At 61.4% G+C, this 24,377-nt stretch carries 25 protein-coding genes; 6 read left to right on the top strand and 19 right to left on the bottom strand.

Going from position 1 to position 24,377, the window contains the following annotated elements:
- Positions 1–185: 185 nt before the first annotated feature.
- On the top strand, positions 186–1,781 hold the full coding sequence (locus HFO71_RS11475; protein WP_221988108.1) for an ABC-F family ATP-binding cassette domain-containing protein: 1,596 nt from the start codon (positions 186–188) through the stop codon (positions 1,779–1,781).
- 102 nt (positions 1,782–1,883) lie between these two features.
- On the opposite strand, the gene HFO71_RS11470 is transcribed toward HFO71_RS11475, so the two are convergent.
- Positions 1,884–2,156, bottom strand: coding sequence for a hypothetical protein (locus HFO71_RS11470; protein WP_206103010.1), 273 nt, complete (start codon positions 2,154–2,156; stop codon positions 1,884–1,886).
- A 135-nt stretch (positions 2,157–2,291) separates the two neighbouring features.
- Positions 2,292–2,951: a helix-turn-helix domain-containing protein gene (locus HFO71_RS11465; protein ID WP_231285192.1), complete on the bottom strand. Its 660-nt coding sequence runs from the start codon at positions 2,949–2,951 to the stop codon at positions 2,292–2,294.
- A gap of 453 nt (positions 2,952–3,404) precedes the next feature.
- Here HFO71_RS11465 and HFO71_RS11460 point away from each other — a divergent pair, with 453 nt between their 5' ends.
- Positions 3,405–4,925: an ABC-F family ATP-binding cassette domain-containing protein gene (locus HFO71_RS11460; RefSeq protein WP_221988106.1), complete on the top strand. Its 1,521-nt coding sequence runs from the start codon at positions 3,405–3,407 to the stop codon at positions 4,923–4,925.
- 238 nt (positions 4,926–5,163) lie between these two features.
- On the opposite strand, the gene HFO71_RS11455 is transcribed toward HFO71_RS11460, so the two are convergent.
- The 3 genes from HFO71_RS11455 to HFO71_RS11445 form a co-directional block, all read right to left on the bottom strand.
- The gene (locus HFO71_RS11455; RefSeq protein WP_077975940.1) at positions 5,164–5,943 is read right to left on the bottom strand and encodes a VOC family protein; all 780 of its coding nucleotides are present in this window, start codon (positions 5,941–5,943) and stop codon (positions 5,164–5,166) included.
- Between the two features lie 70 nt (positions 5,944–6,013).
- Positions 6,014–6,481: a DUF1579 domain-containing protein gene (locus HFO71_RS11450; protein WP_168258152.1), complete on the bottom strand. Its 468-nt coding sequence runs from the start codon at positions 6,479–6,481 to the stop codon at positions 6,014–6,016.
- Between the two features lie 108 nt (positions 6,482–6,589).
- Positions 6,590–7,318, bottom strand: coding sequence for a DUF899 domain-containing protein (locus HFO71_RS11445; protein ID WP_168258151.1), 729 nt, complete (start codon positions 7,316–7,318; stop codon positions 6,590–6,592).
- Positions 7,319–7,406: 88 nt separating this feature from the next.
- On the opposite strand from HFO71_RS11445, the gene HFO71_RS11440 reads away from it, so the two are divergent.
- Complete coding sequence (locus tag HFO71_RS11440; RefSeq protein WP_020049099.1) at positions 7,407–7,853, top strand: MarR family winged helix-turn-helix transcriptional regulator; 447 nt, start codon at positions 7,407–7,409, stop codon at positions 7,851–7,853.
- Between the two features lie 92 nt (positions 7,854–7,945).
- Here HFO71_RS11440 and HFO71_RS11435 read toward each other — a convergent pair whose 3' ends face one another.
- Complete coding sequence (locus tag HFO71_RS11435; protein WP_077975934.1) at positions 7,946–8,368, bottom strand: organic hydroperoxide resistance protein; 423 nt, start codon at positions 8,366–8,368, stop codon at positions 7,946–7,948.
- 124 nt (positions 8,369–8,492) lie between these two features.
- Between HFO71_RS11435 and HFO71_RS11430 the strand changes: the two genes are divergently transcribed.
- A complete protein-coding gene (locus HFO71_RS11430; protein WP_026265067.1) occupies positions 8,493–8,981 on the top strand; it encodes a MarR family winged helix-turn-helix transcriptional regulator in 489 nt (162 codons plus the stop codon).
- A 55-nt stretch (positions 8,982–9,036) separates the two neighbouring features.
- Here HFO71_RS11430 and HFO71_RS11425 read toward each other — a convergent pair whose 3' ends face one another.
- The 10 genes from HFO71_RS11425 to HFO71_RS11380 form a co-directional block, all read right to left on the bottom strand.
- Positions 9,037–9,261 (bottom strand): hypothetical protein, encoded by a 225-nt coding sequence (locus HFO71_RS11425; RefSeq protein ID WP_003546479.1) that lies wholly within the window; start codon positions 9,259–9,261, stop codon positions 9,037–9,039.
- Positions 9,262–9,482: 221 nt separating this feature from the next.
- A complete protein-coding gene (gene rpsU / locus HFO71_RS11420; protein ID WP_003546477.1) occupies positions 9,483–9,722 on the bottom strand; it encodes a 30S ribosomal protein S21 in 240 nt (79 codons plus the stop codon).
- Between the two features lie 77 nt (positions 9,723–9,799).
- Positions 9,800–10,084 carry a hypothetical protein gene (locus tag HFO71_RS11415; RefSeq protein WP_020049097.1) on the bottom strand — a complete coding sequence of 95 codons (285 nt, stop codon included), beginning with the start codon at positions 10,082–10,084 and terminating at the stop codon, positions 9,800–9,802.
- A 164-nt stretch (positions 10,085–10,248) separates the two neighbouring features.
- Positions 10,249–10,458 (bottom strand): cold-shock protein, encoded by a 210-nt coding sequence (locus HFO71_RS11410; protein ID WP_003546468.1) that lies wholly within the window; start codon positions 10,456–10,458, stop codon positions 10,249–10,251.
- Positions 10,459–10,806: 348 nt separating this feature from the next.
- Positions 10,807–11,541: a L,D-transpeptidase family protein gene (locus tag HFO71_RS11405; protein ID WP_077975933.1), complete on the bottom strand. Its 735-nt coding sequence runs from the start codon at positions 11,539–11,541 to the stop codon at positions 10,807–10,809.
- 177 nt (positions 11,542–11,718) lie between these two features.
- On the bottom strand, positions 11,719–12,525 hold the full coding sequence (locus HFO71_RS11400) for a L,D-transpeptidase (RefSeq protein WP_168255130.1): 807 nt from the start codon (positions 12,523–12,525) through the stop codon (positions 11,719–11,721).
- Positions 12,526–12,631: 106 nt separating this feature from the next.
- A complete protein-coding gene (locus HFO71_RS11395) occupies positions 12,632–13,552 on the bottom strand; it encodes an alpha/beta hydrolase family protein (protein ID WP_077975930.1) in 921 nt (306 codons plus the stop codon).
- A 116-nt stretch (positions 13,553–13,668) separates the two neighbouring features.
- Positions 13,669–15,294, bottom strand: a complete 1,626-nt coding sequence (locus tag HFO71_RS11390; RefSeq protein ID WP_168255135.1) for a cisplatin damage response ATP-dependent DNA ligase — start codon at positions 15,292–15,294, stop codon at positions 13,669–13,671.
- A gap of 280 nt (positions 15,295–15,574) precedes the next feature.
- Positions 15,575–16,585, bottom strand: a complete 1,011-nt coding sequence (locus HFO71_RS11385) for a ligase-associated DNA damage response exonuclease (protein WP_017959550.1) — start codon at positions 16,583–16,585, stop codon at positions 15,575–15,577.
- A gap of 71 nt (positions 16,586–16,656) precedes the next feature.
- Positions 16,657–17,478: an alpha/beta fold hydrolase gene (locus HFO71_RS11380; protein ID WP_168287837.1), complete on the bottom strand. Its 822-nt coding sequence runs from the start codon at positions 17,476–17,478 to the stop codon at positions 16,657–16,659.
- Positions 17,479–17,588: 110 nt separating this feature from the next.
- Here HFO71_RS11380 and HFO71_RS11375 point away from each other — a divergent pair, with 110 nt between their 5' ends.
- Entirely contained in the window at positions 17,589–18,560 is a 972-nt protein-coding gene (locus HFO71_RS11375) for a glycerophosphodiester phosphodiesterase family protein (RefSeq protein ID WP_221988104.1), read from the top strand.
- 79 nt (positions 18,561–18,639) lie between these two features.
- Here HFO71_RS11375 and HFO71_RS36310 read toward each other — a convergent pair whose 3' ends face one another.
- Together HFO71_RS36310 and HFO71_RS11370 are read right to left on the bottom strand one after the other, a co-directional pair.
- Complete coding sequence (locus HFO71_RS36310) at positions 18,640–18,795, bottom strand: PAS domain-containing protein (protein ID WP_331275732.1); 156 nt, start codon at positions 18,793–18,795, stop codon at positions 18,640–18,642.
- A 246-nt stretch (positions 18,796–19,041) separates the two neighbouring features.
- Complete coding sequence (locus HFO71_RS11370) at positions 19,042–20,832, bottom strand: methyl-accepting chemotaxis protein (protein WP_077975921.1); 1,791 nt, start codon at positions 20,830–20,832, stop codon at positions 19,042–19,044.
- A 479-nt stretch (positions 20,833–21,311) separates the two neighbouring features.
- Between HFO71_RS11370 and HFO71_RS11365 the strand changes: the two genes are divergently transcribed.
- Entirely contained in the window at positions 21,312–22,034 is a 723-nt protein-coding gene (locus HFO71_RS11365) for a helix-turn-helix transcriptional regulator (protein WP_077975919.1), read from the top strand.
- Positions 22,035–22,069: 35 nt separating this feature from the next.
- On the opposite strand, the gene HFO71_RS11360 is transcribed toward HFO71_RS11365, so the two are convergent.
- Complete coding sequence (locus HFO71_RS11360) at positions 22,070–24,367, bottom strand: sensor domain-containing protein (protein WP_221988102.1); 2,298 nt, start codon at positions 24,365–24,367, stop codon at positions 22,070–22,072.
- Between the last annotated feature and the right edge of the window lie 10 nt (positions 24,368–24,377).

Below are 24,377 nucleotides of genomic sequence, written 5' to 3'. Positions count from 1 at the left end.
CTGCTGCAAGCAGAAGAAGGGCGGCAAGATCGCTGTCTGCCGCCCGATTGGCTGCGTTGCCTTGAACCGGATGCCTTTATTCCCTAAATTACCTGCCATCGACCATTTCAACAGGATGTGTGCCGCAATGGATTTCAACCCGATCGCAACGCCAGTTCGCCTTGCCAACGGGGAAATCCATATTCATGCCTGCATCCATCACTCTCTCCCAAATTTCATGGTCCGCTCCTGACGGGCGGCCACTTTTTTCCAATCTCGACCTGAGTTTCGGGGCCGAGCGGACCGGTCTCGTCGGGCGCAACGGCGTCGGCAAGACGACGCTGCTGAAGCTCGTCTCCGGAGAGGTCCATCCGCATTCCGGGACGGTATCCGTCGGCGGCAGCCTCGGTGTGCTGCGGCAGAGTATTCAGGTGGCGCTCGAGGAAACGGTCGCCGATCTCTTCGGCGTGACCGATGCGCTCGCTATTCTTCGCCGCGCCGAAGCCGGCGAAGCAACGGCCGATGAGCTCGCATCGGCGGACTGGATGCTGGAGGCGCGCATCGCCGCAGCGCTCAATCGGACGGGGCTCAACGCACCGCCGGAGACGCCGCTTGCCGTGCTCTCTGGCGGGCAGCGCACCCGTGCCGGGCTTGCCGCGCTTGTTTTCACCGAACCGGATTTCCTGCTGCTCGATGAACCCACAAACAATCTCGACCGCGACGGCCGCGAGGCGGTGATCGCGCTGATCTCAGGCTGGCGGGCCGGCGCCATCATCGTCAGCCATGACCGGGAACTGCTCGACAGCGTCGATGCGATCGTCGAGCTGACGTCGCTCGGTGCCACGCGCTACGGCGGCAACTGGAGCCATTATCGCGAGCGCAAGGCCCTTGAGCTCGCGGCGGCACAGCATGATCTCACTGAAGCCGAAAAACGCATGGCCGAGGTGGCGAAGAAGGCGCAGGCGACGGTGGAGCGTCAGGCGCACAGGGACAGCACTGGGCGGGAGGTCGCAGCCAAGGGCGGCATCCCGCGCATCATGCTCGGCGGCATGAAGGAACGGAGCGAAACGACGGGTGGCGACAATGCCCGGCTCGCCGACCGCCGGCGCGCCGAGGCAATGGAAGAGGCAACAGCAGCGCGCGGGAAGATCGAGATCCTCCAGCCCTTGTCGGTCACCCTGCCACCAACCGGACTGCCCGCCAGCAAGATCGTGCTGAGGATAGATGGCGTGACATCGGGCTACCAGCCTGATGATCCCGTCATCCGCGATCTCTCCTTCGATATGACGGGACCCGAGCGTATCGCCGTCACCGGCCGCAACGGCTCGGGCAAGACGACCTTGTTGGCGCTTGTTGCCGGCGCGCTGAAACCCTGGGCGGGCACGGTCAGCGTCATGACCGCTTTCTCGATGCTCGATCAGAAGGTGAGCCTGCTCGATCCGTCGGCTTCGATCCGCGACAATTTTCGCTGGATCAATCCGCAGGCCGATGAAAATACCTGCCGGGCTGCCCTTGCCCGCTTCATGTTCAGGGCCGATGCGGCGCTACAGACGGTATCGACGCTGAGCGGCGGGCAATTGCTGCGGGCGGGCCTTGCCTGCGTCCTTGGCTCGGCACCGCCGCCGCTGTTGATCCTCGACGAGCCGACCAATCATCTCGACATCGACTCGATCGCCGCGGTCGAGGCAGGACTGCGCGCCTATGACGGCGCGCTGCTGGTGGTCAGCCACGACGAGACATTCCTCAGGAGTATCGGGATAACGCGGAGGCTGGAGCTGCTTGGCGGCGAGCGGGCCGGATAATCAGAAATTGGGTCGCAACTGCGCCAAAGACATGCGGACGCATGCCAATTGCCGGCCAGCCATATACCGCCACTGGCATCGCCGATGCCGGCACCACGGCGGTTATTTCGAAAGAACGACTTCGGCCCAGGCTGCGAACTCTTCGAGGCGCTCAAGGGCGCGTAACGCGTCATCACGCGTCTTCGCCCTCGAACCGTACTGCACTTCGTCCTTCTGTTCGAGAAGTGTCTTCAGATTTGCTTCCTGTCTGTTGGGCAGTTCGTTGCCCAGTGCGCCACGAAGGAGTTTGACGACCGCCTGATGATCTCCTTGGTTGATCTCGCCCTTAAACTTGGCGGTGACCGCGTCTGCATAGGCGATCGCACAGTTGATCACGTTGGATATCGAGGGGTTTCCAATGTCGCCGGGATCGGCGACCGCATTGCCGTTGCGAGCATCCTTGAGAAAGCCACGAGCGACGGCGAGCCGTCCAGCAACATAGGTGCCGTCCTTTTTCTTCGTGGACCGGTTCTAACCATCCGCGCGCTCCCTGACCCGTGCCGCAAGATCCTCTGGGCGTGCTCCCTGCAGGACGATGGCGTCTTCGAGCATCGAGTTCCACCAAGGATTCCCATCGCGGTCGAGGCGACTAACGTCATCGAGGTCCAAGCCGACGACCGAAGGAGTGAAGCCTAGCGACCTTGACGACTGCCGCAGATTCCCTCTCACCTTTTCGACAATTCCCGCAAGGACGTCCTGGCGGGCGACAAGGCCGATATCCAGATCGCTGCCGCGGCGATCCTCACCCCTTGCTACACTACCGTAGACAAAGAGACTCGAAAGATCCGGCGTCTGTTCTCCCGCGCTGAGACGTACGGCATCGAGCATCTTCTCGAATCTCACGGATTCGGCGCCGAACAGCGCCTTGATCTGCGGCGCCAGATAATAATCGTGATTGAACCTGTGCAGGCGACTGTGTCCCACTTCGGTGACGATCGCACCACATTCTTCCAGGGAGATCAGACCCTGTCGCGTGCCGGTCTTCGAGAGCTTCGCTCGCCGTGTGATGTCCGAACTGGAGAGCGGTCCACCATGGGCAGCGAGGACACGCAGAACGCGAACGTTGGAATCGACCCCGAACACGGTGTCGAGCGGCGCCCGCATTGCACTCTGTGGTTCTGATCGTGCCACATCTTTCTCCAGACGGATATCAAATCAACTGATTTAATATCAAATGTCTTGATCCGATATTAAACCTTTATAAGGCTAGGGCAATCGTCTGGATCGCCCTCAGAACTACCGGCATCGGCGCGGCGCCGGGAATATCGGTGACTCCGAGCTCCCTTGCCTCTTTTTGCGGGCAATGTTATTTGGATCGCGCAAGCTTTTGAGAAAGGAGGATCACGCAATGCAATATTATTTTCGGTTTAATCGCCAGCGTGGTCCCGTCAACGCCCTGCAAATGCGTTTGCAGGGCTGACCAGAGACCGTTTCTCGACATCTCTTCCTGGTCTGCCCTCGTGGCCAATGCGGCGCCGTAAATGACAGCGCGCATTCTCATTTCCCGGGTCCGAACCGCGAAATTCCGTGATGGCTGAACGCCCCGGACCGCGCTTGATACCCGGTCAAGACCAGAGAACGATCATGACACTCATCAATATCCGCAATCTCGGCGTGACGCTGGGCAATCCTTTGTTTTCCAAGCTCAATCTCGTCGTCAATGCTGGCGACCGCATCGGCCTCGTCGCCGCCAACGGGCGGGGGAAATCGACGCTGCTTGCCTGCATCACCGGCGCGCTGGAGCCGAGCGAGGGCGAGATCACCAAAGCGCGCGGGCTGACCGTCGGCCATGTCGCGCAGAATGTGCCACCTGCCCTTTTCGACACGCCATTCTACGATGCGGTGCTGCAGGCGTTGCCGGCCGATCAGGCCGAAAGCGAAAGCTGGCGTGTCGACGTGGTGCTGGAATCGCTCGAAGTGCTGGAGGTCATGCGCGGCCGGCCATTGAAGCAGTTGAGCGGCGGATGGCAGCGGCTTGCCATGCTTGCCCGCACCTTGGTTGGCGAGCCCGACGTGCTTCTGCTCGACGAGCCGACCAACCATCTCGACCTCGAAAAGATCTCGCAACTGGAGAGCTGGCTGAATGCGCTGCCGCGCGACGTGCCGGTTATCCTGTCCAGCCACGACCGCGCCTTCCTCGATGCGACGACCAACCGGACGCTGTTCCTGCGGCCGGAGCAATCGCCGGTCTTCGCCCTGCCCTATAGCCGGGCGCGCGCTGCCCTCGACGAGGCCGACGCCTCGGAGGCGCGGCGCTACGAGCGCGACATGAAGGTGGCGGAGCAACTGCGCAAGCAGGCGGCGAAGCTCAACAATATCGGTATCAATTCCGGCAGCGATCTGCTCGTCGTCAAGACGAAGCAGCTCAAGCAGCGGGCGGAGAAGCTGGAGGATGCGGCAAAACCGGCGCATGTGGAGCGCTCGGCCGGCGCCATCCGGCTTTCCAACCGCGGCACACATGCCAAGGTGCTGGTGACGCTGGAGGATGCGGCGGTGACGACGCCGGATGGAACGCTGCTGTTCAAGACCGGCCGGCAATTCATCTGCCAGGGCGACCGCATCGTGCTGCTCGGCCTCAACGGCGCCGGCAAGTCGCGGCTGGTGTCGATGCTGAAAGAGGCGATCGAAAGACCGGAGACGGCGCGGGACAGCGTCAAGGCGACGCCTTCGCTCGTTCTCGGCTATGGCGACCAGGCGCTTGCCGATCTTGCCGATACCGACACGCCGATCGGCACGATTATCCGCCGCTTCGATGTCGGCGATCAGCGGGCACGGGGCTTGCTGGCCGGCGCCGGCATGACGATCGATATGCAGGCAAAACCGATCGGCCAGCTCTCCGGCGGCCAGAAGGCCAGGCTCGGCATGCTGGTGCTGCGGCTGACGGAGCCGAACTTCTATCTGCTCGACGAACCGACCAACCATCTCGACATCGACGGGCAGGAGGCGCTGGAGAGCGAGTTGATGGCGCATGAGGCGAGCTGCCTGCTGGTCTCGCACGACCGCAGTTTCGTGCGGGCGGTGGGAAACCGGTTCTGGCTGATCGAGAGGAAGCGGCTGGTGGAGGTGGAAAGTCCGGAAGGGTTTTTTGCTTCGGTTGCGGGGTGATGGATGGCGAGGATGTGGCGTGGGGCCGCTGCCCCCCCTCACCCTAACTTACCCGGGTAGAGCCACTCGTCTCGACCCGTGCTGCGGAACCCCGCTCGCGGGGAGAGGGACGTGCCCTGTGAGAGGTGGGTGGGGAACGGAGAGGTTGCGGCGTATCCCCTTCGCCCCGCAAGCGGGGAGAAGGTGCCGGCAGGCGGATGAGGGGCCAACCACCCACCGCCAACGTCGCTCCCAAACCCTACCGCTTCGGTGCGACCAGGCAGAAGAAGGCGCCTTGCGGGTCGGTGGCCTGGATGATCCAGCTGCCGCCGGGGACTTCCATCGGGCCGTTGACGACCGTGCCGCCGCCTGAGGTGACACGTTCGATCGCGGCGTCGAGGGTGGGCACGATGAAATAATAGCACCAGAAGGTCATCGGCATGTTTTCCGGCTTGGTCATCATGCCGCCGGTCTGCCTGCCGTTATGGGCGAAGATGTAGTAGACGCCCATCGGTCCCATATCCATCTCGCTGTCCTTCGTCCAGCCGAACAGCTTGGAATAGAAGGCCAGCGCCTCTTTGCCATTGCCGGCATAGAGTTCGCGCCAGCCGATATTGCCGGGGGCATCGAAGGCCAGTTCCGGCATGGGTTTCTCCATCGGCGCCGGCGTCATGATGCAGAGCACCGCGCCATGCGGATCGGCGACGACGGCGAAGCGGCCGATGGTCGGAATGTCTTCCGGCGGACGGCGGACCGAACCGCCATTGGCGGCAAAATCCTTGGCCGACTGGTCGACGTCGTCGACATCGACATAACCCGTCCAGTTCGGTGGAATGCCCTTACCTTCGAGTTCGGCCGGAAATTCCATCAGCCCGGCGACGCCGATGCCGTTCGCCTCGAAGATCGTGTAGGTGGGCATGCCCTCCACCTTCATTTCCGAGGTGGTCCAGCCGACGACAGAGCTGTAGAATTTCGCCGCGGCCGATGTGTCGGGGGTCATCAACTCGCACCAGATGAACTTTCCATGCGTCTTGGACATCGTACTCTCCCTTTTTCGACGCCGCTTTTTCCTGGGCCCCGTTTTTGGGGTTTGGGGCCCGCCGTGATTGTCAGATCTTGCGGGCGTAATGCGCTTCCATGAACTGCTTCCACGAGCCATCCGGCTGTTTGGTGCTGGAGACGAAAGTGCGATGATCGGCGTCCACGAAGATGATCTGCTCGCGATAATCGGTAAGGCCTTCGGTGTTGAAGTCGGGACCTGTCGTATAGAGGTCGAGCACATTGCCCAACGCGTCGACCTCGCCCTCATAGACCCACATATAGTCCATCATGCTGCCGATCCAGCTGCCGATGTACTTAGCTTTCGAAGCATTGTAGCCGAGCGTCAGGATGCTGGTGGCTTGTTTGCCATCCGGCATCCGGCCGGTCCCTTCGGCGACGAACCAGATGCCGTGCAGCGAGCGGACGGTCTCCGTCCAGGGCTCGCCGCCACTCATATCGGGTGCGGTGACGGTCCAGTCGCCGACAAGTCTTTCCAGGAAGGAATGTTCCTTCAGTACTTCAGCGGTCTTCATCATCCTCTTCTCCCTTGAATGATGGTGATGTTAGTTTTTCCGCATCCTGGGAAAGTCACTTCGCGACTTTCCCGGCCAAGCCGCTTGCACTTTTCGGCATCATGCTCCGGCTCAGTGACAGCAGGATGGCACCTTGGCGGCCTCCTCATATTCGTCGTGGCGGCGCACGAAATTCATCGTGCTGTCCTCGTTGCGGCCCTTCGGCGCGCGGTCGAGCATCATCAGGGTGCCGATCAGTTCTTCCGGCCCGCGGGCATAACTCGAATAGGTATGGAAGACCTCGCCCTTGTCGTTGCAGTAGAAAGCGCTGAGGCCCGGCAGTTCGTCATTGGCATCAGCCGGCGGCATAGGCGTGAAATTGTAGAAGACTTTGTCTTTGGCAAGATCCTCCGGGCTGAAAGAAACGTGATAATCGAAATTGAAATCGTTGCCGAAGGAAGAAACCCAGGGAAATTTCCAGCCCATGCGCTGTTTATAGGCGGCGATCTTATCGAGCGGTGCGCGCGAAACGGCGACCCAGGTGACGTCGTGATGGTTCAGATGCGGCAGGGCGCCATCGACATGATCCGACAGGAAGGAGCAGCCGGTGCAGCCGGCATCCCAATCCGGGCCAAGCATGAAATGGTAGATCAGCAACTGGCTGCGGCCGTCGAAGAGATCGGCGAGCGACTTCCTGCCCTCCGGCGTTTCGAAGACATAATCCCTGTCGACCTTCACCCAGGGCAGCGCCAGACGGGCGGCGTTGACGCTGTCGCGCAGCCGCGTCGCCTCTTTCTCCTTTGCCAGCAGGGCACGGCGGGCTTCGAGCCACTCTTCGCGGGATACAACTTCATTCTGCATGGAATGCGCCCTCCTCCGGCGCTTGCCGGTGAAGCCGGCTCATCTCCTTCTCCTTGACTAAATAGATTGATATCAATAGAAATTGAGCATGTCAAATTTGATCGAGATTCCTTTTTCCACGACGCTGATGGTGCGCGACACCTGCCTTTGCCTGCATGTGCAGCGGGCAGCACGCGCGCTTGCCCGGCTGTTCGACGATGCGCTGAGGCCGGCCGGGCTGACCAATGGGCAGTTTTCGCTGATGATGTCGCTGAACCGGCCCGAGCCACCGCCGATGGGGCCGGTCGCTGCGCTGCTCGCCATGGATCAGACGACGCTGACGGCGGCGCTGAAGCCGCTGCAGCGCAAGGGCTGGGTGACGGTGACGGAGAATCCGCGGGATAGGCGCGGCCGGCTGCTGAGCCTCACCCCTGAGGGCAAGGCGGTGCTGGCAAAAGCGCTGCCGATCTGGAAAAGCACACATGCGATGATCGACGGAAAGCTGCCGAAAGGCGGCTCCGCCCGGCTGCGGCAGGATCTGCAGGCGCTGTCATGAATAACGATAGAAACGCCGGGGCCCGCCGGACAGCGCGCCGTCCGGCGGGCAGATGGCGGCAGCCGATACGGCTACCAAGTTTTTAAAATCGATCAGGCGACGGTGACTGGGACCTCGGTCGAGGTGCGCATCGCGTGGCTGTAGGGGCAGACGATGTGGGCTGCGGCTGCGAGCTTTTCGGCGGCTTCGCGGTCGAGGCCTGGGATGTTGACCGTCAGCGCCACTTCGATGCCGAAGCCGCCGCCATCTTCACGCGGGCCTATGCCGACCTTGGCGGAGACCGTCGTGTCCTCGGGAATCTTGACCTTCTGCTGGCCCGCGACAAATTTCAATGCACCGAGGAAGCAGGCGGAGTAGCCGGCAGCGAAGAGCTGTTCGGGATTGGTGCCGGTCGCGCCGTCACCACCGAGTTCCTTGGGAACGGTCAGCGTCACGTCCAGAACGCCGTTTTCGGAAACGGCGCGGCCCGCGCGGCCGCCGGTGGCAGAGGCTTTGGTCGTATAGAGAATAGGCATGACAATTTCCTTTGGTTGGCCCTTCGATCGGGTTGGATTTTTATTATCGCACAATTAAATTGCACGCAAGTAAATTTTGCAAATTGCATTTCGATTTCGGAAAGAGGACAATCAGGCTTCAGGGATAATAGATATGAGAGCGCAAACGACGAAGACGATGGAGATACCGCAAGAGGAGAAGCGACTGGAAAAGCAGTTGTGCTTCGCGGTCTACGCGACGGCGCATGCTTTCACCCGCGCCTACAAGCCCATCCTCGACAGGGTCGGCCTGACCTATCCGCAATATCTGGTGATGCTGGTGCTGTGGGAACGCGGCGAACTGCCGGTCAAGACGATTGGTGAGCAGCTGGATCTCGATTCCGGCACGCTGTCGCCGCTGTTGAAACGGCTGGAACAGAGCGGGCTGATCAAGCGCATCCGCGACCTGCGCGACGAACGGCAGGTGATCGTGTCGCTGACCCCTAGAGGTGAGGCAATGAAAGGAGAGATCGATACGATCATGACGGCGATCGGGCAAGCCGCAGGCTGCACGCTTCAGGAAATGGCCGAGATGCGCGACATGCTGCATCGGCTGCGGGGCAATCTCGGGCGGGCCGGCACGGGCGGCGGCTGAACGCATTCACCCCGTAGAGCCGGCACTCGGTGGAGCCGGCGTGCGCGCCGAGAAATCAGGGCCGCGGCTTGGCCGGCGACCGGCGCTTCTTTGCAGGCGCCGCCTTAGGTTCGGCCTCGGCCTCCTGCTGCAAACGCAGCGCCTTCAGCTTCTCCGTCTTCTTGTCACGGGCCGATGCCTCAGCGGCAATAATGGCGCGCGCAGTGTGATCGGTCGCTTCCGCCTTGTCGCGAGACGAAAGCTTGGCGGGATTGAAGAATTCTCCCTTGGTGGCGGTCATAGGCCCCTTTCCCAGGTGATGGCGGCGTTACTGCATAGTTCCTCAAATCGGAATCGGTTCAAGGAATTATGCTGAAATTCAAAGTGTTACAGCCTCCTTTGCGTGTCTGGAAAAGACGCGCGGCGCTGTAAGCCATGGCTCCACGGCAGAAACCATGATTCACGGCTGAACCGTGATTGCCACGGTTGGGCCGTGATGCCGCGGTTGGGCCACGCCCGGGATTAGCGGGTGGGGCGGAGAACCTTCTTCGGTGCCGGCAGCAGACCTTCGCGCTGCAGCTTCTTGCGGGCGAGCTTGCGCTGGCGGCGAATGGCCTCGGCCTTTTCGCGGGCGCGCTTCTCGGACGGCTTCTCAAATGCGCTGCGCGCCTTCATTTCCCGGAACAGGCCTTCCCGCTGCATCTTTTTCTTGAGCACGCGGAGCGCCTGATCGACATTGTTATCTCTGACGAGTACCTGCAAAACGATATCCTTCCTGTCGCGGCGGCGAGGCCGCACTGTCCAAAATAAAAAACCCGGGCCAAATAAAAAACCCGGAACTACTTCCCGATTTTGATGCTCGAAAACTTCAGCCAGGGCTCGGCGCCGTCGGACTTGGCTGCCACCTCGGGGGAAGCCCTCGACGGAGATTCACCGGTGTCGATGTCGGCCTCAGTGATGCGGCGCTCGAAATTCTCCGCGTCGAACTGGACACGATATTGCACATGCCCGTGGTCGTTGGGCAGGATGCTGGAGATCCGGCACCGCTTGTTGGCTTTCGCCGTTCGAGTGAGGCCGGATTTCAGCACGATCATGTCGCCGACTTTATAGTTTTGTCTGCCCATTTCAGCGTCCCTTCAACTCTTCGGCTGCTCAATCGGTCAATCACAAGGCCTGCGCAAAGCAAAAAGGCCGGGCTCGAACCCGACCTCTTCCAGTCACTCAGCCCGCTGCCAGTTTGGTCAGCCCGCTGCCAGTACATCCGTGGTCAGCGTAGGCGAATGACAAATCATGCGGCCTGAAGGTTGTCGGCCGAATTCTTGCCGGACTTCTTGTCGCGGACGAGATCGTAGCGGATCTTCTGACCTTCAACGAGTTCGCGCATTCCGGCGCGTTCAACCGCTGAGATATGGACAAAAACGTCCGTAGAACCATCATCGGGCTGAATGAAGCCAAAACCTTTGGTGCCATTGAACCACTTGACGACGCCTGAATTCATAACGATCTCCTTTTCAACCGTTTGTGTTCGCCTGCGGAAAGATGTCCGACAAGCCGTATCGATGTTGAGAGGATATCTGACGGAGCGCTCAAGCGCGTGGACAAAGGTCGCAAGCAATTCGATACGCACCATGTAGGATATTTAGCAAATTAAGCAATGGTATTTCGGAAAATAATTCTCTCGAGGGGGCAAAACGAAGCTCTTGCGTCAGGAGAAAGCACCTGTTTTTCCGGGGCAAAGCGCCACCTTGCCTGGGATAAAGCAACCACTTGCCTGGGGGAAAGCACCGGCTTGCCCGGGAAAAGCGATCGATCCGAGGCGGCCGGATTGCGGCCGCCTCGGTGACGATCATTGCCAGACGACGATGGGCGCCTTTGTCGGCACGCGGTCGTAGAGATCGATGATATCCTGGTTCATCAGCCGCACGCAGCCCGACGAGACGGCCTTGCCGATCGAGCGCCAGTCGGGATTGCCGTGCAGGCGGTAGAGCGTGTCCTCTCCGTTCGAGAAGATATAGAGCGCGCGGGCGCCAAGCGGGTTCTTCAGACCCGGCTCCATGCCGCCGTTCTCGATCGAATATTTGACGAGTTCGGGCTGACGGGCGACCATCTCGTTCGGCGGCTTCCAGCGCGGCCATCTCTGACGCCACTGGATGACGCCCGACCCCTGCCAGGCGAAACCCTCGCGGCCGATGCCGACGCCGTAACGCATCGCCATGCCGTCGCCCTGGACGAGATAGAGGAAGCGCGACGGCGTATCGACGACAATGGTGCCGGGGGGCTGACCAGTGGGATCGACGACGCGCTGGCGATAATAGCGCGGATCGATCTGCTCGTAGGGAACGGCTGGAATGAGAAAGCCGCCGTCTTCGATGGGGCCATACATGACGGCAAGTTCCGCCCCGCTCGGCACGCTCGATGTTCCCATCGATTGGAACAGGCGCATGGGCGAACGGTAAATGATCGTCGTATCGCCTGATGTCACGGTGTTGGCTGAGGAGGCGCAGCCGGTGAGCGCGGAGGCTGCGGTCAACGCCGAATAGGAAAGAAAGCTGCGGCGGGAAAGATGTCTATCGAAGCTCATGACGCGAGACTGATTTCCTTTGATACGGGAAGCCGGACAAGACGCCGGTTAAACCGGTGATTCGTCCGATGCCGATAACGATATTAGGAATATCTATCGGCTTGCGCCAAATAAACCATAGCTTCACGCAGACGTGTCCCGCCAGAAGCAGACGATATGGGAAGCGCTGTTGCAGCACTACATCACAACGATCTCGGCCTTGGCAGGAAGGCGGTCGTAGAGATCGACGACGTCCTGGTTCAGCATGCGCACACAGCCCGACGAGGTGGCCTTGCCGATCGACTGCCAGTCGGGTGTGCCGTGGACACGGTAGAGCGTATCCTGCCCGTCCTTGAAGATATACATGGCGCGGGCGCCGAGCGGGTTCATCAGCCCCGGATTCATGCCGCCATTCTCCGCGCCAAACGGGCGAACTTCTGGCTGGCGCGAGACCATTTCGACCGACGGCGTCCAGCGCGGCCATTTCTGCTTCCACTGGATGACGCCGCGGCCGGACCAAGAGTAACCGTCGCGGCCGAGGCCGACGCCGTAGCGCATCGCCTTGCCGCTGCCCTCGACGAAATAGAGGAAATGCGCCTTGGTATCGATGATCACCGTGCCGGGGCGCTCGGTCGTCTGATAATCGACCTCCTGGCGCAGGAACTGCGGCTGCACGCGGCTGACCGGGATCGCCGGCAGGGTGAAATCCTCGTCACGCTGCTGGCCATACATCGCCATGTGCACGGGATTGGTGACCGGCAGGCCATAGGTCTGGTGGAACTGGGTCTTGTAGAGCTCGCGCGTCTGCGGCACCGGCTGATCGGGGATCGGCCGAACCCGGCGCGGATCGACGCCGGGCGGCTGATAGAAGACCGGCGAGGTTTCCTGGACGAAGCGGGCGGGCGAATCGGCGGCGACATCGGGAATGAGGATGTTGCAGCCGCTCAGCGACGCAACCGCAATCACGAGCCCGGCAAGCGGGAAGACCCGGCGCAGAAAATTCATGGAACCACCCTTATCAACGATCGGCGAGACAGCGATATCTGCCGGAACGATGGCATCTGCGGCTGGCGCGAAGCTGGCGTTGATGTGGGAAAGGCGGCGGCGAAAGTCAGGCCGCCACCCCGCGGAAGAAGCGGATGCTCTGTTCGATCTCGGCCGGCAGCGCCGAGGTGTGGTTGCCGGCGACGGTTTCCGTCTCGATGGGAACGCCGGCGCCGCGGGCGCGGCGGGCCAGCAGATCGGCGCGGTCGTTGAAATGCGGCTCCTCGGTGCCGTGGACGACACGGACCGGGCATTTGAAGCTGTGGGCGTAACATAGCGCCGAACGCACCTCGAATTCATGCGCGTTGCTATCGTCGAAACGGATGTCCTGGGGATAGCGGTTGAAGAAGCGGAAGGCATCGGGGTTGCCTGAAATCGGTGCAGCGGCGCGGAATTTGTGGGTGCTCATCGCCGTCAGCATTGTCAGCGTGCCGCCGATGCTGTGACCGGCGATGAAGAGGCGCTCGGAATCGACGCCCGGCAGATGCGCCAGGCGCTCGGTGGCGGCGAGCACGTCGTCGACCTCGTCGTAGAAGCCGGAGAAATTGCCCATCTGGCCGTTTTCGCCGCGCAACGACGGCATCATCACCACGTAACCAGCATCCGTATAAGGCTTCATCAGCTGCCAATGGCCGATGCCCATGGCATTGCCGCCGTGCAGGAAGAGCACGGCCGGCCTGGCGGCGCGCTCGCGCTTGTATTTCGAGACAAAGGCCGCCAGCTCCAGCTCGCCGTAACCGGAGCGGTAGAAGATCTTGTCGGCATCGGCAGGCGCATTCAGCGGTTCGTATTTGTCGGGCGCCGGGCCCTTCTGCAACAGCTTGGTGCGGAAATGGTGGCGGACCTTGGTATAGTCGCGCTTGGCAAGGCGCGGCTCGTCCGGGACATCGAACGCGGCCGCCATGCGCGGCAGGATAAGTGCGCCGGCAAGACCCGCCAGGATGGCACGGCGCTGGAGGAAAAGGGAATTTCGTTCACGCGAGCTCATAACGCAGCATCCATCATTTCCCCGGCACGCAGAATCTGCACCGGAAGATCGTTGCCGCCAATACACATGCTGTTGAAAATATTGCCCTGCGTCATTGTTGCGCAGGGCTTGCAACTTCACGCCGGCTTGGCCTCGATCATGGCGATCAGCGTGCGCAGCCGGTCGGCCTCGTAGGAGGGTTTGTCGGGGCGAAGGCGGGCGATGCGGGGGAAGCGCATGGCGACCCCCGATTTGTGCCGGGTCGAACGGTTGATGCCCTCGAAGGCCACTTCGACGACGAAGCCGAAATCCTTGTCGGCGCGCACGGCCCGCACCGGGCCGAAACGCTCGGTGGTATTATTGCGCACGAATTTGTCGAGCACCTCGAGCTCGGCATCGGTGAAGCCGAAATAGGCCTTGCCGACGGGCACCAGCTGTTCGCCGTCCTCGTCATCGGCCCAGACGCCGAAGGTGAAATCGGAATAGTAGCTGGAGCGCTTGCCGTGGCCGCGCTGGGCATACATCAGCACCGCATCGACATTATAGGGGTCGCGCTTCCACTTGAACCAGGGACCCTTCATGCGGCCGGCCTGGTAGATGCTGTCGCGGCGCTTGATCATCACGCCTTCGATGACCGGATCGGGCGGGGCGGCGCGCAGAGTATCGAGCTCTTCCCACGACGAGAACGGCACGAGCGGCGAGAGGTCGAAACGGTCATGGGGGGCGCGGTCGATGATCTCGGTCAGCCGGTCGCGGCGATCGACATAGGTGCGGCCGCGGACGTCGTCGTCGCCATCGAAGAGCAGGTCATAGGTGCGGATGAAAGCGGGGTAATCGCCAAGCATCTTTGCCGTCACCGTCTTGCGGTTCAGGCGCTGCTGCAGGTCCGAGAAGGTGCGGGTCGGGCTATTGGAGCGGGCGGTGCCGCCGACCAGGAGCTCGCCGTCGACGACGCCGGAAAAATTGATCGCGTCGAGAATATCGGGAAAGGCGCCTGATATGTCGTCGCCGGAGCGGGAATAGATCTTGCGCCTGTCGCCGGAGCGGGAGAGCTGGACGCGGATGCCGTCCCATTTCCATTCGGCTGCATAATTCGCCGGATCGAGACCGGTCAGATCCCCCTCCTCCACCGCATTGGCGAGCATGACGGAATGAAATATCGCCGGTGTGGCCAGGACCGGTTTTTCGCCGCCACCCGCCAGCCATTCGAACAGCGTCTCATAGGGTGGCTGCAGGCCATGCCAGAGAGTTTCGATCTCGGTGACGTCCTTGTCGCCGAGATCGGCGAGCGCCTGCTTGGCAAGGCGGGCGGAAACGCCGATGCGCATGGCGCCGGTGGCAAGCTTGATGAAGGCGAAACGGCCGGACGAATCCAGCCGGTCGAGAAGGTCGCGGACGTAGCTGCGCACTTCGGTTCGGCCGAGGGCATTCATGCCGGTGACGATCTCGCCGAGACGCGGCTGGGCAAGGGCCGAGCGGTCGATATCCCTCTCATTATCCCAGACGAGCGAGATGGTTTCGGCAAGATCGCCGACATAGTCGTAGGAATAGCGAAACAGCACCTCGTCCATACGCTCCAGCACCAGCTCGCGCAGCATGGCGGGCTTGACGTTGCGCACCTCCAGCGTGCCGGCGATGGCGGCAAGGCCGTAACCGCGGTCAGGGTCCGGCGTGTCGCGGAAATAGTCGGTGAGAAGCTTCAGCTTGCCGTTACGGCCGGGGGTCAGCACCAGGCGGTCGAGGAGATCGGCGAAGGCTTTCATGGGTGCCTCCCACTGGCGTGAAGAGGCCCCACGGGTGCTCCCTCATTCCTGTCCTCGGGCTTGACCCGAGGGATGTCACAGGAATCCAGTGCGTCCAAGTCCTTGGACGCGGGACGCTCTTTTTCGTTGCATGAGTCTTTCACCGCGCCGACGCGCGGTGGCTGGATTCCTGTGACAAGCACAGGCATGAGGGAGCGAGAAATGCGACGGGCGCGGCACGAACGCCCCTCCCCCTTGTGGGCAGCGATTGGGGAGCGGTTCTCAGCGACAAACTCCACTTTCAATCCCCCTCGTCCTCGTAACCCACCAGATGCAGCGGCTTCGCCTTGATGCCCTGCAATTGGCACCAGCGCACCAGGGCCTCCTCGCGGCCATGCGTTACCCAGACCTCGGCCGGGTGAAGCTCCCGGATTGTTTCCGTCAGTTCCGGCCAGTCGCAATGATCGGAGATGACGAGCGGCAGTTCGACGCCGAGCTGCTTAGCGCGCTGGCGCACCATCATCCAGCCGGAGGCGAAGGCCGGCAGCGGCTCGTTAAAGCGCCGGGCCCAGCGGTCAGCGAAGGCCGATGACGGGCCGATGACGACCGCACCCCTGAAGGCGGATTTGTCGCGGCTTTCGATTGTCGCCGGCAGCAGTTCCCCGAGATCGATGCCCTGCCCGATGTAATAGTCGCAGAGAGTTTCCATGGCGCCGTGGATATAGATCGGTTCGGCATAACCGGCATCGCGCAGCAGCCGGATGACGCGCTGGGCCTTGCCGAGCGCATAGGCGCCGACGAGATGGGTCCGCTCGGGAAATTGCCGCAGCGATGCCAAAAGCTTGCCAATCTCGTCCATCGGATCGGGATGATGGAAGACCGGCAGGCCGAAGGTCGCCTCGGTGATGAAGACATCGCACGCAACCGGCACGTAGGCGGCGCAGGTCGGGTCGGGGCGGCGCTTGTAGTCGCCGGAGACGACGATGCGGGTACCGTTCTTCTCGATGGCGATCTGGGCGGAGCCGAGCACATGGCCGGCCGGGTGAAAACTTACCTTGACGCCGTTGACCAGCAGTTCCTCGCCGAAAGCTGCCGCCTGCTCGCTGGCGCAGAAACCGTCGCCGTAACGCAAGCGCATGATGTCGAGCGTCTGGCGGGTGGCAAGCACGTTCACATGGCCGGGGCGGGCATGGTCCGAATGGCCGTGGGTGACGAGCGCCTGCTCGACGGGCCGCACCGGATCGACATAAAAGCCGCCTTCCGGGCAATAGAGCCCCTCGGGGGCGGGATAAAGCAGCGCATCAGGTCTCATGAAACGAGAGATAGCGGCAAATGGGCGCGAGGCCAGAGGGCGGGAAGAAGGGACTGGCGAATGCGCCGCGGTCAACCCCGGCGATCGTCACGGCCTATTCCATCGAGGAAGGATTCCACAGCGGCATTAAATTGCGACGGCCGCTGCAGCGGCGCGAAATGGCTGACGCTTGTGAGATAAATCATCTCAGCGTTCGGAATGCTGCGGGCAAGATATTCGGCATGGTCCGGCTTGATGAATTCGTCGTGCTCGGCAAGGACGATCGCAACCGGCACGCGGATCAGGCCCAAGTCGGCGGCCTGATAATTCGGCTCCGTCCGCATCATCAGGCTGACCGCCTCGACGAATGGATTAAAATCATCCGGCGTGGCGGACAACGCGGCATAGTCCTTGGCGTGCCGGCTGAAGCATCGGTCGATGACCGGAGTCGCGACGAATTCCCGCGTGCCGCTCGGATCCATGTTGCAGCCGAAGAAAAAGACGCCCTCGACCCGCGACGGCGCCGCCATGGCGAGGATCAGAGCGATGCAGGCGCCGTCGCTCCAGCCGATGATGGCCGCCTTGTCGAGATGCAGTTCGTCCATGACGGCGAGCACATCTGAAGCCATCAGCTCATAGCTATAAGGACGGGAATCGCGGGTGCTTCGTCCATGGCCGCGGCTGTCGATCAGCACGACGCGGCGGCCGCGGCGCGCGAGCGCCGGGACCTGATAGCCCCAGTTGCCGCTATGGCCGAGGCCGCCATGCAGCAGAATGACGGGTGGGCCAGAGCCATAGCTCGCATACCAGATACGGGCGCCGTCATGCGCGACATGACCGTCGACTGCCGCCGGCAGCAACGGGGCAGCGCCGTGCGCTTCGAAATGGATAAGCTCGTCGTCGTCAAATTCCATAGCAATCAGACTCATTGTTGTCGCAGCATAGAAAAGCCAGAAAACAGCCCAAGAACAACCGGAATCGCTTTCTAGCACTTGCTCGTCGATGCAACCAGAGGGGGATCAACTTGGGCAGGAAGCTTTTCTATTGCGCCGCGGCGATCGCGGTTGCAGTCGCCGGCATCTACCTCAACAATACCAGCCTGCTCGCCGAACATCGGCCGGGAAAGCCGGTGCTGCTCGCCCATCGCGGCATCGCCCAGCGGTTCGACGAAACCGATCTCAAGAACGACACCTGCACGGCGAGCCGCATGCTGCCGCCGAAACACGACTATCTGGAAAACACACTTCCGTCGATGCAGGCAGGTTTTGCGGCCGGCGCCGATATAGTCGAGATCGACGTGCATCCGACGACGGACGGGCAGTTTGCGGTTTTTCACGATTGGACGCTCGACTGCCGAACCGACGGGCATGGCGTCACCCACGAGCATTCGATGGCTGACATGAAGAGGCTCGACATCGGCTATGGCTATACCGCCGATGGCGGCAAGACCTTTCCCTTTCGCGGCCGGGGCATCGGCATGATGCCGACGCTTGCCGAGGTGCTGTCCACCTTTCCGGATCGGCGCTTCCTGATCAACGTCAAGAGCCGCGATCCCTCCGAGGGCGAAAAGCTCGCCGCCGTGCTCAACGGGCTTTCCACTGAGCGGCGGGCGGAGATCATCGTCTATGGTGGCGACGAGCCAATCGACGTGCTCCGCCTGATGGCACCCGGTATCAAGACTGCCTCGCGCAAGAGCCTGAAGGGCTGCCTCACCGGCTATATCGGCTATGGCTGGACCGGCCTGCTGCCGGACGAATGCAAACACGCGATGATGCTGGTGCCGATCAATATCGCGCCGTGGCTCTGGGGCTGGCCGGATCGTTTTCTCAACCGGATGGCAGATGCCGGGACCGAGGTTTTCGTGCTCGGCCCCTATCGCGGCAGCGATTTTTCCACCGGCATCGACGACCCCGCGCAACTGGCGCGGCTGCCGCCAAACTATGCAGCGGGCATATGGACGAATGAGATCGAGGCAATCGGTAAGCTTGTGAAATGAGGTTCGTCCTCGGACATCGTTGAGGACGTGTCCGAGCTGTCTTCGAGATTACGCCGCTCGTGCTTGATCTGCGGCCGCCTCAACACGGTCGCGGCCATGCTTCTTCGCCGTGTAAAGCGCCTGGTCCGCCGTGGCGGTTCCGCAACGGGACCTTCGACGTCAGGAACGAGCGTTCCCGGCCATTCCCTTGGACGAGCGGTTCCTCGAAGTCGACGATGGATTCGCCGGTCGCCATGATCTCCTGTTCGCGAGCCGAAGCCAAGTTTCGCCTGGACCTTGGAAAGGCGATAGAGCTTGTAGTGCAGGTGCATCCACACCGAGATAACGAGCGAGACCGCAGCCACATTGCCTATCAACACTGCCAGGGCACAATATCTTCCCCCTCATACGCACGATAACTTGCTGTAAATTCTTGATGAAAATCGGCATGCCGGCGCACTGCCGATCTCGGGTCCGAGACCGCCAGCCGACTCATGCGCGATCAGAACTCTTCCCACTCGCCTCCTGCTACCGCGGCATTCCCGTAAAAGGCGGCAGCCACCTTGGCCGTCCTTGCCCGGGCCGGCGACGTCGCAGGCTTGGAGGCCGCAGTTACCGCGGTCGGGCGATATTGACGTTGCGCCGTGCCGCCGATGTTGAACTGACCCAGCAGCTGGAAAAGCGCATCAGCTTCTTTGGCAAGGCCATGGGCCGCGGCCGTCGATTCCTCCACCATGGCGGCATTCTGCTGCGTACCTTGGTCCATGGTGTTTACGGCCGTGTTGATTTCCTTCAATCCCGTCGCCTGCTCCTTGGAACTTTCGACGATCGCCAGAACATTGCCGTTGACTTGCTGAACTTGGGCGACGATCTCTTCCAGGGCCTTGCCGGTTTCGCCGACCAGGGTCACCCCGCTCTTCACATGCTCGTTGGAGGCGCTGATGAGCTCCTTGATCTCCTTTGCCGCTTTGGCCGATCTCTGGGCAAGCTCGCGAACTTCTTGCGCGACCACCGCAAAACCCTTGCCGGCATCGCCCGCGCGTGCCGCCTCGACGCCCGCGTTCAGCGCCAACAGATTGGTCTGAAACGCGATTTCGTCGATCACGCCGATAATATTGCCGATCTCCGCGGACGATGTCTCGATCTTTCCCATGGCCTCGACGGCGTTGCGGACCACCGCGCCGGAGCGCTCGGCATTCTCGCGGGTGCTGCGCACCAGTTGGCCGGCCTCCTGGGCGCGGTTGCTGGAATCGGAGACCGTTGTGGTGATCTGTTCAAGGGCGGCTGCTGTTTCCTCGACGGAGGCTGCCTGCTGTTCCGTGCGCTTCGACAAATCGTCCGAGGCGGAACGAACCTGCTGGGCCCCGGCGGCAATGCCCGTTGCGTTCTGGGCCACGACCTGCATCGCAGTGCGCAGCTTGCTCACCGCCGCGTTGAAGTCGATCCGGAGTTTTTCCAGTGTCGGAATGAACGGTGTCGCGACTTCCTGGGTCAAATCCCCTGCGGACAGGGACGTTAGGGATGCCGCGAGCTGATCGACATTGCTGACGCGCGTAGTGACGTCAGTGGCGAATTTAACGACCTTGAAGACCTTGCCGTTCATGTCGAAGATCGGATTGTAGGAGGCCTGGATATAGATCTTTTTCCCGCCCTTGCCGATGCGCATAAACTCGTCAGCCACGAATTCGCCACCTGACAGACGCTCCCAGAACCGCCGATAATCGTCGCTGTTTGCGTAAGCGCTCTCGCAAAACATCGAATGGTGGCGCCCCTGGATCTCGGCAAGCTGGTAGCCGAGCGCCGACAGGAAATTCTCGTTCGCCGTCAGAATCTCGCCTTTCGGTGTGAATTCGATTACCGCCTGGGCCCGCGAAAGCGCGCTTATTTTGCCGGCATCCTCGGCGCTTTGCAGCTTCTGCTTCGTGATATCGGTGGCGAACTTCACAACCTTATACGGTTTTCCGCCACTGAAGACGGGATTATAGGAGGCTTCGATCCAGATTTCCTTGCCGCCCTTGCCGATGCGCTTGTATTGGCGCCGATCGAACTCGCCCCGGCTGAGCTTTCCCCAGAACTCACGATAATCGGTCGACGAGGCTTCTGCCGGCTCGACGAACATCCGGTGGTGCTGGCCGACAATCTCGGACAGTTGGTAACCGAGCGCAGCGCAGAAATTGGCATTGGCCGTTAGAATCTTGCCGGTAAGGTCAAATTCGATGATGGCCTGCGACCTGCTCATCGCGGCCAGTACAGCCTTAGCATCCGAACGGAAGCTGAATCCTATCTTCGTCATGCTTTCCCCCTAACTCAACTCTGAGCGTGACTGCCGCGACCCATCGCGGGCTTGCGCTGGACGAGCAACCTGAAAATAAAATCCGATAAATTCTTTAAGCATCCATTAACCGGGCCATCGCAGAACTGGCCCCTGCATACCGCGGCCGCGCGAGAAAATAACAAAGTAGAATCAGCTATTTGTATGGGAGATGCCAGAAGGGTCGCTTCGGCAGAGGATCTTCCGGCATGAATTTCGCGCGCGAACAGAGCGCTTTTTTATCTCGGCCCGCTCCGGAAATTCGTAGCCACGTTTACTCTTTGTTAAGCACAGACTGCCCTTTATATTTGTGTTCCCGGCAGCCGGAGGCCTTCTGTCTTTCCCCTGCAAAAGCATATTTCACCGTCCTTCGAGCGTGTAGAATCAACCTCCGATACGAGCGGATAAGGTGGACACATCAGCCGCCAAGCGCCGGATACGACCGGCGATCGGAGAAAGTCATGATACTCGAGGCCGAGTTCAATCGAATTGAGGAAGTCGCCGCAGGCTTCAACACGCATTACGAAGTTTTCAAATATATGAAGGGCCTCACTCAGGATCTGGGAATGACTGCCTTCCTGATCATGACGCTACCCACTGTCGACTTCGTTGAAATAGGCGCAACAAAGATCATCACCAACTGGCCGGCGGAGATGGTCGATTATTATGATGCGCATAACCTGATGGTCGACAGTCCGGTCATGCGCCGGATGCTGAGATCGACCAGCCCCTTCAACTACGATGTCGAAGCGATCAATACCAATCGTGGAGGAGGCAAGAAGTCCACGGTCATCGAGCTGTTCAACCGATACGGCATGGAAAAAGGGGCCTATTTTCCTGTTCACGATGCCGCGGGTGGACGCGGCGCCATGTCGATTTCGGGATCTCGGAATTTCAGCATGGTCGAAATGGCGAAGCTGCTGTTCATCGCCACACTGATCTATGACCGGCTCTCGCAGCTGACATTGAACGAGAAACACAAGCCCATCGAGTTTACGCCGAGCGAACTGGACTGCCTGAGGCTGACCGCCGGCGGCAGGAAGGGCAATGAAATTGCCAAGCTTCTCGATCTCACAGAAAATGCGGTCAACAATCACATAGGCAGCGCGATCAGGAAGCTCGGATGTACGACAAGAACGCAGGCCGTCGTGAACGCTCTGCGGCTCAATATCATTCGTGTTTAGAGATCGAGGCGATCGGCAGGCTGATGAAATAAGGCTCAGAGACTGCGTGCCCGCAGCAATGCCGGGATCTCCTCCGGCGAGACCGGTTTGGAGAAGCGGAAGCCTTGCGCCTCCTCGCAGTGCGCCTGGCGCAGGAAATCCATCTGGGCGTCGGTTTCGACGCCTTCGGCGAGAACCGAGAGCTTCAGCGTCTGCGCCAGCGAAATGACCGCCGAGGCGATGGCGACGGCGGTCTTGTCGCCCGGCAGGGCCTCGACCAGCGAGCGGTCCATTTTCAGGCGGTCAAAGGGGAAGGTTTTCAGCGCCGCAAGGCTGGAATAGCCGGAGCCGAAATCGTCGATCGACAGGCGCACGCCAAGCCCCCGCAGCGTTTCCATCATGGCAAGCGCCCGTTCGGCATTCTGCATCACCACGCTTTCGGTGACTTCAAGCTCCAGCCAGCGGGACTGCAGACGGTGGCGCTCCAGCGCCTCGGCGACATGGGTTGCGAAATCCGGATCGGCGAACTGCTTGGCCGAGACGTTGACGGCGATCGTCAGCGGCGCCAGGCCCATGTCCTGCCAAAGCCGCGCCTGGCGGCAAGCCTCATTCAGCACCCAGAGGCCGAGGGGAACGATGAGGCCGGTCTCTTCGGCGAGTGGAATGAAATTGACCGGCGGCATCCTGCCCTTTGCCGGATGGTTCCAGCGCACCAGCGCTTCGAGGCCGGTGATACGGCCGGTGGCGACATCGACCTGTGGCTGGTATTGCAGGAACAGCTGGCCGCCAGTGATCGCCTGGTGCAACTCCTCCTGCTCGCCGAGCGGCATTCCGACGGGCGTGCCGCCGCAGTCGTGATATTGCAATGTGTTGCGGCCGAGTTCTTTGGCGCGGTACATGGCGCGGTCGGCATTGGCGAGAAGCTCTTCCGAGGTCGCGCCATCGAAGGGGAAGGCGGCAACGCCGATGCTCGAGGTGACGGTGATCTCGCCGTTCGCGCCGCGGATCGGCCGGTTGATTGCCTTCTGCAGCTCGCGAAGGCGGCGCGTGATGCCGGCATCGTGGCTCGACTGGTGGACGAGCACGACGAGGAATTCGTCGCCGCCGAGACGCACCACAATATCGGAGGCCCTGACGCTGTTAGCCATGCGGGCGGCGGTCTCTTTCAGGACCTCGTCGCCGGCGGCGTGACCGCGGCCGTCATTGATGTCCTTGAAATTGTCGAGATCGATATAGGCGACGGTCACCTTGCGGTTGTTGCGCCGGGCCTGATCGAGGATGCTCGCCAGCCGTTCCTTCAGGAAGGCGCGGTTCGGCAGGCCGGTGAGATCGTCGTGATGGGCCATGAAATGGATGCGGTCATCGACGCGCTTGCGCTCGATGGCGATGCCGGCGATATGGGTGGCGAGCGCCACCAGCGTCATCTCGTGCTCGGTGGGGCGGCGGACTGCCCGGGAATAGAGTGCAAACGTGCCGAGCACGTTATTCTCAGACGTCGCGATCGGCGTCGACCAGCAGGAGCGGAAGCCGAACGGCGCGATCATCGCGCGGAAATCCTCCCAGAGCGGATCGACCGTCACGTCCTCGACGATCACCGTCTGGCCGCGCCACACCGCGGTGCCGCAGGAGCCGACCTTGGGGCCGATCGTAACGCCATCGATCAGGCGGCTGTAGCCGCCGGGCAGATTGGGAGATGCGCCGTGATAGAGCCTGGTGCCCTCGCCGTCGAGCAGCAGCACCGATCCGTCAATCCCATCCAGCTGCGCCTCGATCATCAGCACGAGCGCCTCGAGGATCATCGGCAACGGCTCGTTGCGGGCGATCATTTCGAGCAGGCCCGCCTGGCCGCGATGCAGATCCTCCTGGCGCTTGCGTTCGGTGATATCACGGGAAACGCCGATCAGACCGACGATCTCGCCGCGATCATTGCGCAGCGGTATCTTCGAGGTCAGCCGGCATATCGGCCTTCTGCTGCCGGGAAGGACGTAGGATTCCTCCATGTCGATGCGGGCTTCGCCCGTCGCCATGATCTGCTGCTCGATGTCGAAATGGCGGCGCGCCGTCTCAAAATCGAACAGGTCGAAGTCGCGCTTGCCGGTGATCAGATCGGCGCGCTGCAGGCCGAGGCTGCTGGCGGTGACGGCGTTGGCGAAGACGAAGCGGCTGTCACGATCCTTGACGTAGAGGAAATCCGGAAGTTCGTGGACGATCGCCTTGAGGCGCAGATTCTCGATGCCCTCGGAAAGGTGGTGGGCGGTCGATGCCATCATTGCCTCCGTCGCGGCGACGATACGCCGCGTTTCGGCCGTCAGGGCATCGGCTGATTCCCATCGCCTGGCACTCGGTTCGTGCATGCCGCCATTC

It is taken from the genome of Rhizobium laguerreae, from assembly GCF_019778565.1.
Classification (GTDB): Bacteria; Pseudomonadota; Alphaproteobacteria; order Rhizobiales; family Rhizobiaceae; genus Rhizobium; species Rhizobium laguerreae.
Note: the sequence above shows the minus strand (reverse complement) of the source record. Positions and strands in the feature narration are given on the sequence as shown.

What these genes read in the sequence shown, in the direction of transcription:
- HFO71_RS11385 (WP_017959550.1), bottom strand. Translation starts at nt 16,585, where the DNA reads ATGAGACCTGATGCGCTGCTTTATCCCGCCCCCGAGGGGCTCTATTGC.
- HFO71_RS11445 (WP_168258151.1), bottom strand. Translation starts at nt 7,318, where the DNA reads ATGCAGAATGAAGTTGTATCCCGCGAAGAGTGGCTCGAAGCCCGCCGT.
- HFO71_RS11390 (WP_168255135.1), bottom strand. Translation starts at nt 15,294, where the DNA reads ATGAAAGCCTTCGCCGATCTCCTCGACCGCCTGGTGCTGACCCCCGGC.
- HFO71_RS11360 (WP_221988102.1), bottom strand. Translation starts at nt 24,367, where the DNA reads ATGCACGAACCGAGTGCCAGGCGATGGGAATCAGCCGATGCCCTGACG.
- HFO71_RS11415 (WP_020049097.1), bottom strand. Translation starts at nt 10,084, where the DNA reads ATGGGCAGACAAAACTATAAAGTCGGCGACATGATCGTGCTGAAATCC.
- HFO71_RS11425 (WP_003546479.1), bottom strand. Translation starts at nt 9,261, where the DNA reads ATGACCGCCACCAAGGGAGAATTCTTCAATCCCGCCAAGCTTTCGTCT.
- HFO71_RS11380 (WP_168287837.1), bottom strand. Translation starts at nt 17,478, where the DNA reads ATGGAATTTGACGACGACGAGCTTATCCATTTCGAAGCGCACGGCGCT.
- HFO71_RS11455 (WP_077975940.1), bottom strand. Translation starts at nt 5,943, where the DNA reads ATGTCCAAGACGCATGGAAAGTTCATCTGGTGCGAGTTGATGACCCCC.
- HFO71_RS11410 (WP_003546468.1), bottom strand. Translation starts at nt 10,458, where the DNA reads ATGAATTCAGGCGTCGTCAAGTGGTTCAATGGCACCAAAGGTTTTGGC.
- HFO71_RS36310 (WP_331275732.1), bottom strand. Translation starts at nt 18,795, where the DNA reads ATGGCGACCGGCGAATCCATCGTCGACTTCGAGGAACCGCTCGTCCAA.
- HFO71_RS11395 (WP_077975930.1), bottom strand. Translation starts at nt 13,552, where the DNA reads ATGAGCTCGCGTGAACGAAATTCCCTTTTCCTCCAGCGCCGTGCCATC.
- HFO71_RS11435 (WP_077975934.1), bottom strand. Translation starts at nt 8,368, where the DNA reads ATGCCTATTCTCTATACGACCAAAGCCTCTGCCACCGGCGGCCGCGCG.
- HFO71_RS11450 (WP_168258152.1), bottom strand. Translation starts at nt 6,481, where the DNA reads ATGATGAAGACCGCTGAAGTACTGAAGGAACATTCCTTCCTGGAAAGA.
- HFO71_RS11370 (WP_077975921.1), bottom strand. Translation starts at nt 20,832, where the DNA reads ATGACGAAGATAGGATTCAGCTTCCGTTCGGATGCTAAGGCTGTACTG.
- HFO71_RS11440 (WP_020049099.1), top strand. Translation starts at nt 7,407, where the DNA reads ATGTCAAATTTGATCGAGATTCCTTTTTCCACGACGCTGATGGTGCGC.
- HFO71_RS11475 (WP_221988108.1), top strand. Translation starts at nt 186, where the DNA reads ATGCCTGCATCCATCACTCTCTCCCAAATTTCATGGTCCGCTCCTGAC.
- HFO71_RS11365 (WP_077975919.1), top strand. Translation starts at nt 21,312, where the DNA reads ATGATACTCGAGGCCGAGTTCAATCGAATTGAGGAAGTCGCCGCAGGC.
- HFO71_RS11405 (WP_077975933.1), bottom strand. Translation starts at nt 11,541, where the DNA reads ATGAGCTTCGATAGACATCTTTCCCGCCGCAGCTTTCTTTCCTATTCG.
- HFO71_RS11460 (WP_221988106.1), top strand. Translation starts at nt 3,405, where the DNA reads ATGACACTCATCAATATCCGCAATCTCGGCGTGACGCTGGGCAATCCT.
- HFO71_RS11400 (WP_168255130.1), bottom strand. Translation starts at nt 12,525, where the DNA reads ATGAATTTTCTGCGCCGGGTCTTCCCGCTTGCCGGGCTCGTGATTGCG.